This window comes from Mesorhizobium sp. WSM4813 (genome assembly GCF_055811555.1).
Genome location: NZ_JBVVQU010000094.1, coordinates 1 through 14,146, shown reverse-complemented (window position 1 = coordinate 14,146; position 14,146 = coordinate 1). Strand labels below are relative to the sequence as shown.

10 protein-coding genes and 3 pseudogenes are annotated in these 14,146 nt (G+C 57.2%); 9 read left to right on the top strand and 4 right to left on the bottom strand.

Annotated features, from left to right (window positions below):
* From AC0L25_RS30990 to AC0L25_RS30955, 8 genes and pseudogenes are all read left to right on the top strand, one after another.
* A partial coding sequence (locus tag AC0L25_RS30990) for an ABC transporter permease (RefSeq protein WP_473598949.1) occupies positions 1-743 on the top strand: 743 nt, incomplete at its 5' end.
* Positions 744-751: 8 nt separating this feature from the next.
* Entirely contained in the window at positions 752-1,576 is an 825-nt protein-coding gene (locus AC0L25_RS30985) for an ABC transporter permease (protein WP_473598948.1), read from the top strand.
* Positions 1,576-3,243, top strand: coding sequence for an ABC transporter ATP-binding protein (locus tag AC0L25_RS30980; protein WP_473598947.1), 1,668 nt, complete (start codon positions 1,576-1,578; stop codon positions 3,241-3,243). The genes AC0L25_RS30985 and AC0L25_RS30980 overlap by 1 nt, the downstream gene beginning before the upstream one ends.
* Positions 3,244-3,490: 247 nt before the next feature.
* Positions 3,491-4,543: a GntG family PLP-dependent aldolase gene (locus AC0L25_RS30975; RefSeq protein WP_473598946.1), complete on the top strand. Its 1,053-nt coding sequence runs from the start codon at positions 3,491-3,493 to the stop codon at positions 4,541-4,543.
* 230 nt (positions 4,544-4,773) lie between these two features.
* A pseudogene (locus tag AC0L25_RS30970) lies at positions 4,774-4,972 on the top strand (DDE-type integrase/transposase/recombinase); the annotation flags it as partial.
* A gap of 350 nt (positions 4,973-5,322) precedes the next feature.
* The gene (locus AC0L25_RS30965) at positions 5,323-6,282 is read left to right on the top strand and encodes a 2-hydroxyacid dehydrogenase (protein WP_473598945.1); all 960 of its coding nucleotides are present in this window, start codon (positions 5,323-5,325) and stop codon (positions 6,280-6,282) included.
* A gap of 246 nt (positions 6,283-6,528) precedes the next feature.
* A pseudogene (locus tag AC0L25_RS30960) lies at positions 6,529-6,659 on the top strand (tyrosine-type recombinase/integrase); the annotation flags it as partial.
* 241 nt (positions 6,660-6,900) lie between these two features.
* Positions 6,901-8,003, top strand: a protein-coding gene (locus tag AC0L25_RS30955; protein WP_473598944.1) for an IS3 family transposase whose coding sequence is annotated in 2 segments (ribosomal slippage) — positions 6,901-7,162 and positions 7,162-8,003 — 1,104 coding nt in all. Because the reading frame shifts where the segments join, the coding sequence is not laid out codon by codon here.
* 491 nt (positions 8,004-8,494) lie between these two features.
* On the opposite strand, the gene AC0L25_RS30950 is transcribed toward AC0L25_RS30955, so the two are convergent.
* The 3 genes from AC0L25_RS30950 to AC0L25_RS30940 form a co-directional block, all read right to left on the bottom strand.
* Positions 8,495-9,190, bottom strand: a complete 696-nt coding sequence (locus tag AC0L25_RS30950; protein ID WP_473598943.1) for a GntR family transcriptional regulator — start codon at positions 9,188-9,190, stop codon at positions 8,495-8,497.
* Between the two features lie 84 nt (positions 9,191-9,274).
* Positions 9,275-9,439: an IS66 family insertion sequence element accessory protein TnpB gene (gene tnpB / locus AC0L25_RS30945; RefSeq protein ID WP_473598942.1), complete on the bottom strand. Its 165-nt coding sequence runs from the start codon at positions 9,437-9,439 to the stop codon at positions 9,275-9,277.
* A 349-nt stretch (positions 9,440-9,788) separates the two neighbouring features.
* Positions 9,789-10,484 (bottom strand): GntR family transcriptional regulator, encoded by a 696-nt coding sequence (locus AC0L25_RS30940; RefSeq protein WP_473598941.1) that lies wholly within the window; start codon positions 10,482-10,484, stop codon positions 9,789-9,791.
* A gap of 810 nt (positions 10,485-11,294) precedes the next feature.
* Between AC0L25_RS30940 and AC0L25_RS30935 the strand changes: the two genes are divergently transcribed.
* On the top strand, positions 11,295-13,742 hold the full coding sequence (locus AC0L25_RS30935) for a GcvT family protein (RefSeq protein WP_473598950.1): 2,448 nt from the start codon (positions 11,295-11,297) through the stop codon (positions 13,740-13,742).
* Positions 13,743-14,003: 261 nt separating this feature from the next.
* Here the strand turns inward: AC0L25_RS30935 and AC0L25_RS30930 are convergent.
* Positions 14,004-14,114 (bottom strand): annotated as a pseudogene (locus tag AC0L25_RS30930) (ATP-binding cassette domain-containing protein); the annotation flags it as partial.
* Positions 14,115-14,146: the final 32 nt, after the last annotated feature.

The following is a 14,146-nucleotide window of genomic DNA, read 5'->3' as shown; positions in this document are numbered from 1 at the left end:
TTGGCGGGGTTTTGACCGGCGATCTGGGTAGCGCGCTCACCACGCGACAGGAGATCGCGGCGACGCTGATGCCGCGGCTGTGGAACACGCTGTCCCTCGCCTTCTGCGCCGCCGTCGTGTCGATTCCCCTCGCAATCATCCTCGGGCTGCTGGCAGTGCGATACCGCAACGGCCCGATCGACAAGGCGATCTCGGGCTTTGCGCTAGCTTCCATGTCACTGCCTGAATTCTTTATCGGCTATCTGCTTATCTTGTTCCTTGCCGTGAAGCTGCAGTGGTTCCCGTCGATCTCGACCGTCTATGAGGGAATGCCCTTCCTCGAGAAGCTGAGAGCAATCGTGCTGCCGGTAATCGCTTTGGTGCTTGTCGTCCTGGCGCACATGATGCGCATGACGCGTGCGGCGATCCTGAACGTGATGCAGTCGGCCTACATCGAGACGGCCGAGCTCAAGGGCCTTTCCGCCTTAGATCTGATCCGTAAGCACGCCTTCCCGAACGCTATCGCGCCCATCATCAACGTCGTGATGCTCAATATGGCCTATCTGGTGGTCGGCGTTGTCGTGATCGAGGTGATCTTCGTCTATCCAGGCATGGGGCAATATCTGGTCGACCACGTCGTCAAACGCGACGTGCCGGTGGTTCAAGCGGTCGGTCTCATCTTTGCTGCCGTCTACATCGGACTCAACATCGTCGCCGACGTCGCCGCGATCCTTGCCAACCCACGCCTGCGGCATCCGAAGTAGGAGGAAGGATGATCAATTTTAAGCGCATCCCTCTCGGGGCTTGGATCGGCCTAATCCTGACCGGACTGTTCGTGATCTGTGCGCTTTTTGCACCATGGATCGCACCACACGGCAATGGCGAAATCGTGGGAGACGTATGGGAGTCGATGTCGTCGACCCACTTGCTGGGGACTGACAACCTCGGGCGAGACCTGCTCTCGCGCATGCTCTACGGCGCCCGCATCACGATCTTTATCGCCGGCATGGCCACCGCCTTGTCGTTCTCTCTCGGCGCCATCCTCGGCTTTACAGCGGCCGTCCTCGGCGGCCTGGTCGACATGCTGATGTCGCGCATCGTCGATCTCTTGATGGCGATACCAACGTTGATATTCGGCCTCGTCGTGCTGTCAGTGCTGCCCTCGAACAACGTGACGCTCATTCTCGTGATGGGGATTTTAAGTTCGACACGCGTCTACCGCCTCTCACGCGCAGTTGCTGCGGACATCAACGCGATGGACTTCGTCGAAGCGGCCAAGTTGCGCGGGGAGGGTCTCGGCTGGATCATCTTCCACGAGATCCTGCCCAACGCACTGTCGCCGCTAGTGGCGGAACTCGGCCTGCGCTTCATTTTTTCCGTGCTGTTCCTGTCGGCGCTCTCGTACCTCGGGCTTGGCGTGCAACCGCCGAAGGCGGATTGGGGCGGCATGGTGATGGAGAACAAGGACGGCATTGTATTCGGAATTCCTGCCGCCCTTATCCCGGCCGCCGCGATCGCGGCGCTGGCGATCTCCGTCAATCTTGTGGCCGACTGGGTGCTTACCCGCACCACCAGCTTCAAGGGAGGGCGCGACTGATGGCTAAGGTGCAGGCGAAACCACGTCGCGAAAGCGGCGTTCTGCTCGAAATCCGCAACCTCAAGGTAGAGGCAACGGTCTATTCGCCGGACGAGAAGCCTCGCGACGTCACCATCGTGGACGGCGTGTCGCTGGCCCTGAAGCGCGGCAAGGTGCTGGGACTGATCGGCGAATCCGGCGCCGGCAAATCGACCATCGGCCTTTCTTCAATGGGCTATGGCCGGGGTGGTGTCCGCATCACTGGCGGCGAGGTCCTGCTCAACGGCCGCGACATCCTGAAAGGCGGCGTCCAGGGTTTGCGCAGGGTGCGCGGCAGCGAGGTCTGCTATGTCGCGCAGTCGGCTGCTGCCGCTTTCAATCCCGCGCATCGGCTCATGGATCAGGTCGTGGAAGCAGCGCTTCTACACGGCCTTGCGACCAAGGCCGAGGCAGAAAAGCGCGCGGTGGCACTGTTCAAGAAACTCCGCTTGCCCGATCCCCAAAAAATCGGCTGCCGCTATCCGCATCAAGTCTCTGGCGGTCAATTGCAGCGCGTGATGACTGCGATGGCACTGTGCTCAGAGCCCGATCTGATTGTATTTGACGAGCCGACCACGGCACTCGACGTGACGACGCAAATCGACGTGCTGGCAGCCATAAAGGATGCTATCCGCGACACTGGCGTCGCGGCACTCTACATCACCCACGATCTCGCGGTGGTGGCCCAGGTCTCGGACGAGATCATTGTGCTGCGGGACGGTAAGATGGTGGAGCACGGCGAAACACGGCAGATCATCGAGGCGCCGCGCATGGGCTACACCAAGGCGCTGGTATCGGTGCGTTCGATCGAGCATGAGGAGAAGGAACCGACGGCGAAGCCTCTGTTGTCAGTGAGGAACGTCACAGCCGCTTATGGCGGCGATGCCGTGAGGGTTCTGCAGGACGTCTCCGTTGACGTCCATGCCGGCCAAACGCTCGCTGTCGTCGGCGAGTCGGGCTCCGGAAAATCCACCCTGGCCCGCGTCATCACGGGGCTGCTGCCGCCGATCGCCGGCAGCATCACCTTCGCTGGCCGCATGCTCGCACCCAGGCTCGCAGACCGATCCAGGGATGATCTTCGAGAACTGCAGATGATTTATCAGATGGCGGACGTGGCGATGAATCCGCGCCAGACGGTGGGCACCATCATTGGCCGGCCGCTTGAGTTCTATTTTGGCATGCGCGGACGCGATCGCGACAAGCGCGTTGCCGAGCTTCTCGACGAGATCGAAATGGGCAAGGGATTCATCGACCGGTATCCAGCGGAGCTTTCCGGTGGGCAGAAGCAGCGGGTCTGCATCGCCCGCGCCCTGGCGGCCAAGCCGAAACTCATCATCTGCGACGAGGTGACCAGCGCGCTCGACCCTCTGGTCGCCGACGGCATCCTCAAGCTGTTGCTCCGCCTGCAGAAGTTCGAAGATGTGGCCTATCTGTTCATCACCCACGATCTCGCGACCGTGAAGGCGATCGCCGATTCCATCGCGGTCATGTATCGGGGAGAGGTGGTCCGCGACGGCTCGAAGACGCAGGTGCTAACACCACCATTCGACGCGTATACCGACCTGCTGCTCTCCTCGGTTCCCGAGATGGAGGTTGGCTGGTTGGAAAGCGCTATCAAGGGACGCCGCATGGAGAGCGCGGGAAACTGAACTTCACCGGGGCGCGGGGGATGGCGATATTCGGATCGTGCCCGAGAAAACGACCGCAGGAGTGATAGCCGTCTCATCAGATTAACGTGACATGCCCGTAGCTTTCGACGTTCATCTCGAAGATCGTTGCGTGGTGAACAAGCCAATCTACCGCGTATTCGTATGTTCGGTTATTTAGATCCGCGCTTGTGACCCTTAAAAGAATTTGGTACGTCGACAGTTATGATCGAGTTGAATTGAGGATTATATGATTGATCTTAGAAGCGACACCGTAACCCGCCCGACCGATGCCATGCGCGAAGCCATGGCCAAAGCCGAAGTTGGAGACGATGGCTATGGTGACGATCCATCTGTAAACGCTCTCGAACGTAAGGCAGCGGCCATGCTTGGGAAAGAAGCTGCCCTTTTTGTGCCCACAGGGACGATGGGGAATCTGTGTGCGATTTTAGCTCAGACGGGCAGAGGTGACGAAATTATCGTGGAATCCGGCACTCACATCTATCGAAGCGAACTCGGCGGAAGTGCTTCAGTAGCCGGAATTCCACATCGCGTGCTGCCAAGCGAACGTGGCGTCATTTGTGTTGAGTTATTAAGGGCAGAGCTTGATGGCACCGGGGGTTATGCTGGAAAACTGCGGCCCGCGCTGATCTGTGTGGAGACCACGCATAACGCTGCCGGCGGAGCCGTGCTGCCGTTGGACTATTTGGAAGCCGTGCGCGAGGTGGCCGTGGGAATTGGCTCCGCCGTGCACATGGACGGCGCGAGGGTATTCAATGCTGCTGTTGCACTTTCAGTCGAGGTTTCTGAAATCGCACGCCATGCGGATACGGTAATGTTTTGCCTATCTAAAGGATTGGGCGCCCCGGTGGGATCTGTGTTGTGTGGCTCCCAAACCGTCATTGAACGGGCCCGACATGTTAGAACGATGCTGGGGGGTACCATGCGCCAAGCGGGCATCCTGGCTGCCGCTGGTATCGTGGCACTTGATACCATGGTCGAAAGGCTTATCGACGACCACCGGCGAGCGCGCCGCTTGGCCGACGGCCTTCATGCTATCAATAGTGGGATATGTGATCCCGGCTCGATAGCTACGAATATCTTGTTCGCGGATATCTCGGCGTCTAATGTGTCAGCGTCCGAGTGGTGTCGTCGCTTGGCCATGCGAAACATAACCTGTCGACCGTATAGTGAATCCAGAATACGGCTGCTCACACACGCGGGGATATCTGACGAAGATGTGGAATTAGTATTATCCGCGTTCGCTGCCGAATGGCATGGGAGTACAACACTGGTGGAATAATGTGCAAGGACGATTTCATATGGCTCTGCTGCAAAGCTTACGACAGTTCAGGCGCTGTTCGCGGGGGCGTCCAGTTCAAGCCGCGGCGATGAACCGATTAGTAATGAAGTCTCTGCACGGGGCTCGGTCGTGCGTTCGCCACTTGGCGCTTATAGATCATCGCTATGACCTTATAGCGCACATTCGTCTCTGAGGCTATCAAAGAGCCCTGAAGCGCGGCCCAGGCTTCCCGGCGTCGGCTGAAGCCAATCCGGATCCGCAAGATACCCGAACACCCGGATCGAACAGGACCATCGGCGCATCAAGCGCCGCATCCGGTCGACGCTCGGCTTCAATCACCATCATTCGCCGCGATGATCCGGATCGGCATCGAAATGGTTCGTGATGCGCAAGCAAAACACGAGGTTCCCCTCATCCCTGGCGGAGCAGACCCCACAATTTTGGGTACCACTCTTCGCCCCATTTAGCCGTTGTCGTTGCAACAAAACGACGAAATTGTTTGACAATTGATCCTCAAAGGTTAGGTATAGAGATTGGTTGCTCCACCTGATTCATAGCTATCGTGGTAGGGGCCGTATCCAAGAGTTAGGCTTCAAATGGCGGAGCCAATACCCAGCGTCGCGAGGCGGTGCTGGTGCCGGGTGAATCTACCATAGGCTTTTAGCAGACGTTGGGCTGGAGGCATGAGGATGGGCACTTTCGTCGGACGGATTGCCTTCGGCTTGCGTCTTAACTCACCTCGGAACTGACATTCGACAATTGCCAGGATATCCAAAGAAATGAAAGATCAACATGTTCGCCCGCCGATCGCTTTCGTCTCCCGCCTCAGTGTGGAGGAGGAGAATACTTGGACAAACCTCTTGAGCTCATTGCTGCCCGGCGAAGACGTCATTCCCTTTCGAGAACTGAGTGACGACCAAAGGAGGCTTGCGGAGATTGCTATTGTAGTCAATCCCGATCCAGCTGAGCTTGTTGAAATGACAGGTCTTCGATGGATTCACAGTGTGTGGGCAGGTGTCGAAAGGCTCATGGCGGAACTTCCACCAGGAGGGCCGCCAGTTGTAAGATTAGTCGATCCAGAATTGTCTCGGACGATGGCCGAAGCAGTGTTAGCGTGGACTCTCTATCTTCAGCGCGACATGCCGCAGTATGCCCGCCAACAACGCCAATCCTTGTGGCAGGAGCGTCCATATCGGCATCCATCCAAGTTAATGATAGGGTTCCTTGGAACGGGTGAGCTCGGAACGTGTGCGGCAAGAACTCTTCAGCAGGTCGGGTTTTGCGTTGCTGGGTGGAGCCGCACACCGAAGCCGGGAAGCTTTTTTGAAATTTACGTCGGGAACGAGGGCCTTGATCGCTTGTTGACCCAAGCTGACATCGTGATCTGTCTCTTGCCGCTGACGCCAGAGACCAAGGGGCTTCTAAATGCAAAGCAGCTTTCTTCGATGAAAGCTGGGGCGAGCATCGTAAACTTTGCACGCGGTCCAATCATCGACACCGATGCGCTGGTTCAGCTACTTGACATCGGCCATCTCTCTCACGCTGTCCTTGATGTCTTCGACCAAGAGCCCCTAGATTGCCACTCGCCCTTATGGCTTCATCCCCATATCACCGTGCTGCCCCATATTTCTGGTCCTACGGATTGTGAAAGCGCGGCGCGTATTGTTGCATCAAATATCCAAAACTATCGTCAGACCGGCGTCGTTCCTGCCGCTGTTGACCGGGTTCGGGGCTACTAATTCGGCCATCGTCAGGTTCTGGTCAGCTCGAAAAACGGCGTCGAACCGTCGAATGGATGCGGCATCAGTAATGGTCCTCAGCATGTTATCCGGTACGACGAGCGGTCTAGGTCACATACCCATAAACGGGATTGAACGAAGCCGCTGACGCGGCATTTGGCGGGTCGGTTTGCGGGTGAAGCTTCTGTTTTGAAGGATTGCGGCTGTTGAAGCGCAATCTTGAGACAGGAGTAACGAGATGCCGAGATGAGCCCTCTGCGCCGGCGCATGATCGAGGACATGACGATCCGCAATTTGTCGCCGGCCACGCAGCGATCCTACGTGGATGCCGTGGCGAAGTTTTTCCCGGGCGCTCGCCGGACCGGCTCGGCCTGGAGTGTCAATCAGACTTGAATCGGGACCTGGATTGGAGTGCGCCCCTGAGGGTGGACAGATCGGATTGAGGAATTGACCAGTCTTGCTGGGTATTCGAAGAGAGAACCATGGCAAGATATCGCACTAACAGGTTTTCCTCCCGGTAGAGGCGCCGGTGCTCTGATTGCTCTGATCCCTGAAAACTGGATCGTTCGAAAGTGGAGTTTTCCGCGGTAACATCCCGGCTGGGAGGAGCGGAAGACGATGAAGGCATCAAAGTTCTCGGACGCGCAGAAGGCGTTCATTCTGAAGCAGGGGGCGGACGGAATCCCCGTCGCGGAGATTTGTCGTCGGGCGGGGATCAGCCAGGCGACGTACTTCAACTGGAAGAAGAAATACGACGGACTGCTGCCGACCGAGATGAAGCGGCTGAAGCAGCTTGAGGACGAGAACGGCAAGCTCAGGAAGCTGGTGGCCGATCTGTCCTTGGACAAGGAGATGCTGCAGGACGTCATTCGCCGAAAACTGTGAGGCCTGGTCGCAAACGCGAGCTGGTGGCGGAGACTTGTGATGAGTGGAACGTGTCGATCCGGCGGGCATGCCGGGTTCTGGAGTTCGACACGTCGACCTATCACTACAAGTCCCGCCGCCGCGATCAGGCCGGCATCGAAGCTCGGATCAAGGACATCTGCGCCACACGGGTCCGCTACGGATACCGGCGCGTGCACGTAATGCTCACGCGCGAGGGCTGGGACATCAACATGAAGCGAACCTACCGAATTTATAGGGACTTGGGCCTGCAGCTCAGGAACAAGACGCCGAAGCGGCGTGTGAAGGCGAAGCTGCGGGAAGGCCGGGAGGAAGCCGTCGGCCCGAACGACGTCTGGGCGATGGACTTCGTCCACGATCAGCTCGCGACGGGCAAGAAGATCCGTGTGCTGACGGTCGTCGACACGTTCTCTCGCTATGTGCCTGTGCTCGACCCGCGGTTCAGCTATCGCGCCGAGGATGTGGTCAGGGCACTGGAACAGGTCTGTCCGAAGATCGGCTATCCGAAGACGATCCGCGTAGACCAAGGCTCCGAGTTCGTCTCCCGCGACCTCGACCTATGGGCCTACGCGAAAGGCGTGACGCTCGACTTCAGCAGGCCGGGAAAGCCCACCGACAACGCCTACATCGAAGCCTTCAACGGCCGCTTCAGGGCGGAGTGCCTGAACGCCCACTGGTTCCTGACCCTTGCCGACGCCGCCGAAAAGTTGGAGGATTGGCGCAGATACTACAACGAGGTGCGCCCGCATGGGGCGATCGGGCACAAGGCCCCGATCTCGTTGCTTAATCCCGATGGCGCCGCCAGCCCGCCATCGTGAGAAAGCCGGGAAACTCTACCTTCCGGCGGTCCAGAGAATGGTATCGCAGCAGAATGGTATCGCAGCAAAAGCCGGGAAACTCTACCTTCCGGCGGTCCAGAGAATGGTATCGCAGCACTGTTCCACGGACTCTACCCAAATCTGGAGGAAGTTCAGGGTCTCAGGTCACCATCACGACGAAGTGCGACGGCGCAGAACAACTGCGCCACCCTCGTCCAGCCCGACGAGGCTGCACACGTTCTTGCCAAGAACAATTCCGAGAATAAATATCGACATTTGTCCACTGCTCTCTCGTTTCAAAACAGAGCAATCCTAAACAAATCGCTCCAGAGAGGGCGGGGCATCCCATAATGACATTGAAATTGCTTCGGGATTCCTGAACCAATACCTGAATCAATTCGTCCACCCCGCCTAAGAATCTAAAATATACTTGTTTAAATGTGTTAACACTTTTGATGACGGAGCGCATTCATTCACTCGCGCTTGCTCTGCTATACAACCCCGCGTTCAGCTCGCTGAATCAATTCCAAGTGGTGGACCAAGATAGCGCCTTCTCGCTCGTTGTGCGCTGCAGCCGACCTGACGGCCGCCTCCTCGTCACCACGCAATAGACTGTCAATGATTGGCTCATGTTGCGCAATGATATCCGCAGCCTCTGGGACTAGAGCGTCGCTGGATCGAATGTAAACTCGAACTTGGTGCTCGATACGCGAATACTGGTCTATCAATCGTCCATGGCCTGATAAAGATACGATAGTGCGATGGAGATGCATATCCTCTTGCGCGATACGTGACTTATTACCTTTGTCGCAGGCGACCTTCAGGCGTGTGAAAGTGGATGCGAGTGTGTTAGCAATTTCCTCCGACCGAACGTCACTCTTCAGTCGACGAGCAACTAACCGACTTGCAAGAGATTCGAGGCTTGCTCGAAGGGTATAGAGCTCCCATGCATCGTTCGCGCTGAGGGTCATCACAGTCCAACCTGTGTAAGGAACCTGGACAAGGAGACCTTCTTGCACAAGCTGATGGAATGCCGTCCTTATCGTGCCTCGGGAAACCCCGACTTGTTCAGACGCCAACAGTTCAGTCAGCCTTGCCCCAAGCGGGATATCGCCCGAGATAATCGCCTCTCGCAGTCTATCGGCCGCTTGGGCTTCAGTGCTGCGTTTGTGGACTTTTTTGATCATGTAGTTTGAGGTCGTATCCATGGGTGCCGGTAGATACCAGATCAAGGATCGATTGTCGAACACAATCCCGCTGCGGTCGCGCGGCTAGGAATGGCCGCTGAAACGCCCCTTCTGAAGAATCTTTAAGCCCAGACGGAACCCCTGCGCGTCGAAGTAGAGCAACTTGATGCGGTCATCGCGCCGGCTGCGGAAGGGAAAAACCGCGCCTCCAGTCGGTTTAACATTCCTCGACGATGGCAGCCAAACCATCGATGCCCCTACGCCTGTCGGCGACACCGCAAGCGAGATAGACAGGTATGCCTGTACCCGGTCCGATCATGCCGCCAGACGGATCAGAGGCATCAGCACTGAATCGGGCAACTCAGCGCTTGGTGAGAAACGAATAGTCCGGCGGTGAATGGTCGTGTGGTCGGCGCGACCCCCCGCTCGGCCATTTCCTCAAGATCACGCAGGCTGAGATTGTAGGCAGGTATCAGGCACGCAAAGCAGGATCACTGACTGGTCGAACTGGCGGTCCTTGAACATCTAATTCTCCGAAAATGTCGAAGGGTCTTGCCATAGCGCCGGAAATCAAAACGGGTGCAACACATCCTTCCTGCTAAGGATTGGCGCGCACAAGCTTCAGCTCTTTGGAGGCAAGATGTCGTGCTAGCATTTCTCCGTCAATCAGATTGTGTGCCTCAGCCAAATCTCCTGCCAGAGAGGTATCCCCAGCAATAATGGCACCAGCTATTTTCTGATGCTGTTGAACTATCGTTTTTGTTTCAAAAAGAAGCGAATCAAGTGATCGGATGTACATCCGTACTTGTGGCTCGAGGATGGCATACTGGGCTATCAGTCTGCCATTGCCAGCAAGTTTGACGATATTCTTGTGAAATCGGAAATCTGCGGCGGCAATTTTGTTCCATGCCCCCACTTCGCACTGCTTTTCGAGGTTCGAAAGTGCCTTGCTTATTGCCGATGCCGATTGCGGGTTTATCGCTTGAGCGACAAGCCGTGCGCCGAGTCGCTCCATCGTCGATCTAACGGTATAGAGTTCCCATACATCGCTCGGAGAAAGCTGCACAACAGACCATCCTGCGTATCGCTTTAGTGTCGTAAGACCCTCGCTTGCCAACTGGTGGAGCGCGCCCCGGATAGTGGCACGGGACAATTGCATTTGCTCGGACAGTTCCCCTTCCGTTATTCGGCTACCCGGCGCAACTCTACCGTCCACGATCGCGTTTCGAAGGATCTCGGCTGCCTTAATCTCGGCCGGGACCTTCACAACCTTCTCCACGTTGAGACCGCGCATCTTGTGTTCGTTCCAAAATTGTCGACCATACCATCAATGCCGGAAAGCTAGCTGTCATGCGGACTTGTGTCGATAGCGAAAAGCAAGCTCACTGGGTGCCTGCGAAGATGGTCGACCATCGACAATTTTTGCTTTTCTTCCCCACGGAACTTTGCAATTATCGTAGCTGATAAGAACATGGAACGGGGTGGAGCAAGTTGCCGATCCTGTGCGTCAAAGAAGCAAAGACCTGCGCCGCCGCCGTGGGGTTCGTAGCAAGCATGGTAATTGTTCCGCAGGCGATGGATGGAGACACGATTCTATTACGTGTTACTGCGGCGCCGCTCAGGAAAGCCAGCGCAAGGCGGATCCATTCAGCAAGGTTTATGGCGTTCAACGGTCCTCGAAGAGGAATGGAGTGGCGAAATCGCGAAGCTCCTGGGCATGGCGGAGACCGGCAACGTGACGTGGCATGTCATGAACGTCGAAACCGGCCATGCCCTCCACGGGTTGCGCGGAGGGTTGGCTGGAGAAGGTCGACTACGGTCCGCTCGGCGATTGCTCCAGGGGTGGCCGCAGGGGCCATCTTTGCGTTCGTTACCTCGTTCGACGAGGTTGTCGTGCCCGTCTTCATGTCCGTTAGGAGCAGCGGACGCTGCCCTCGCCAGATGTGGAGCGGTTTGCGTGAACAAAATAAGCCCGACGATGACGGCCGTTTCCACGCTGCTCGTCCTTTTGGCAGCCGCTCTGATGACCGCTTCCAATGTGCTTCAGGCGCGTCGCAAAAGACGAAGAACAAACAACATTTCTAAAGTTCACGAAGGACGTTTCATGTCAAACCTGCCAACCGAGGCCCAGGTCGTCATCATTGGTGGCGGTATCGGGGGTGCTTCAATTGCCTATCATCTTGCGAAGCGCGGCGTGTCCGATGTTTTGCTGCTGGAGCGCGATCGTCTCACTTGCGGAACGACGTGGCATGCCGCTGGCCTGGTCGGCACGCTCTGGCCGACCAAAAACATGACCCAACTCGGTGCCTATTCGCACCGCCTTTATCAGGAGCTTGAAGCGGAAACCGGGCAGGCGACAGGCTACAAACGCAATGGCTCGATATCGCTTGCTCAGACGAATGCACGGCTTGAAGAGCTGACGCGCACTGCCGAAATGGCGCGCGTCTTCGGTGTGGAGGTTGAAGTCGTCGGCCCGCGGACGCTCGGCGAACTTTATCCCGGGATCGACACCAGGGATATTGTCGGCGGTCTGCACTTGCCGAAAGACGGGCAAACGAACCCGATTGACGTCACCATGGCGCTGGCGAAGGGTGCCAGGATGAACGGCGTGACCGTGCGCGAAGGCGTCACCGTTACGAAAATCCTGACCGACGGCGACAAGGTCACCGGGGTGGCGACCAATGAAGGGACGATTCGCGCGAAGAAGGTGGTACTGACCGGCGGCATGTGGTCCCGGGATTTGGCGAAGCAGGTCGGCGTTGTGCTTCCGCTTTTCGCTTGCGAGCACTATTATGTTGTTACCGAAGCGATACCTAGCTTGTCGTCGAACCTCCCCATCATGCGCGACCTAGATCATGGCGTGTACTTCAAGGAGGACGCGGGAAAACTCCTCATCGGCTTCTTCGAAGACAATGCCAACCCGCTTCCGATGTCCAAAGTACCTGCGGACTTCAGCTTCGGTGAGCTGCCCTACGAATTCGACCATTTCGAGAAGTATCTCGCAAGAGCGATGCTGCGCTATCCCGCGCTCGAGCAGGTCGGCATCTCCACCTTCTTCAACGGACCGGAAAGCTTCACGACCGACAACCAGCACTTGATGGGCGAAGCGCCGCCTTTGAGAAATTTCTTTGTTGCCTGCGGTTTCAATAGTCGCGGCATCGGTGGAGCGGGCGGGATCGGCAAGGTTATGGCCGATTGGATCGATCTTGGTCACCCCCCGATGGACGTGTGGGAGAGCGATTGCCGTCGGGTCATGCCCTTCCAGGGCGACGAAACCTATCTTGAGAACCGTGTCGCCGAGGCGCTCGAACGCTCCTATGCGATGCATTGGCCGTACTATCAGTACCGTTCGAGCCGCGGCATTCGCAAGTCGCCGTTCTATGACTGGTTGGTCGGACTCGGGGCCGTTCATGGCGAAGTCGCTGGCTGGGAGCGACCAAACTGGTATGCGCCCGAGCGGGCGAAGCGTGAATATGAGTATAGCTACCAAAGGCAGAACTGGTTCCCGTATTCCGCGGAAGAGCACAAGTGTGTCCGTGAGAATGTCGGATTCTACGACCTCACGTCACTTGCCAAATTCAAGGTGACCGGTCCTGACGCCGAAGCCTTTCTTCAGCGGATCTGCTGCGCGGATATTGCCGTTCCGGCAGGCAAACTCGTTTATACTCAATGGTTGAACGAACGCGGCGGTATCGAGGCGGACTTGACCGTCTCGAAGTTCAGCGACAACGAGTTCATGATTGCTACGCCTTGCGGCAGCCATGTGAAAGACTGGTGGTGGCTACTACGGCATGTAGAGCAAGGCGAGAATTTCGACATTTCGGACATCACGCACGAATTTGGGGTTATCGCCCTGCAAGGGCCGAACGCTCGCGCGGTATTCCAGAAGCTGACGGACGAGGACCTGTCAGCAGACGGCTTCGCTTTCGGTACCGGCCGTTGGATGAACGCTGCAGGCGTTCACCTTTGGGCACAACGGATCTCCTACGTTGGGGAATTGGGTTGGGAGATTTACATCCCCACTGCCGATGCGCTCACCTTCCTGATCGGGCTGTTGGAAGCTGGCAAGGAATTCGCAATACGTCCGATTGGCATGCACGCAGTCGATGCTCTGCGCCTGGAGAAAGGGTTCCGCCACTGGGGTGATGACATCGTCTATGAGGACAATCTCATTGAGGCTGGCCTAGCGTTCACCGCGAAGCCCAACAAGTCGGTTCAGTTCATTGGCAGAGATGCCGTTGTGGCGCAGAAACAGGCGGGCATCCGCGGCAAAAGGTTGATTTGCTTCCTGTTGAAGGATCCCGAACCGCTCTTGTTCCACAATGAGCCGATTCTCCGGAACGGTAAGGCGGTTGGACACCTGACTTCGGCCAATTACGCTCACCATTTGGGCGGAGCGATCGGCATGGGTTACGTTGTGGCGGACGAACCTGTCGACGAGGCGTTTGTCGCAAACGGTGATTTTGCGATTCAAGTCAACGGGCGCGCCGTGCCGGCACGAGCCAGTATCAAGCCCTTCTATGATCCCACGTCGATGCGCATGCGCGCCTGATAGACGTCATCGCCATGACAATTCAGCTGACGCGAGCTTGCAGCTGTTGCCAACGAGGATTATCTTCACAATAAGTCAGCTTCAACAGCAGCATCCTTCAAAACAGAAGCTTCAACAGCAAACTGACCGCCTAATGCCGCGTCAGCGGCTTCGTTCAATCCTGTTTGTCCACACGTCCTAGATGTTTGGTCCCGGAATGAGGTGACGCGGATCGATTTTGAAGGATGACGGGTCTTTCGTCCAGTGATGACCGATGGCCTCCAGTTTCGGCTTGGCCGCCAGCGCGCGGGCGATGCAGATCCGCTGCTTCTGCCCACCGGAAAGCTCCGATGACGCAGACTGCCCAATCCCTGTCCTGGACGTCCGGCGTATGCACCGCTAGCCCGATCAGGTGCGCTCGGTGT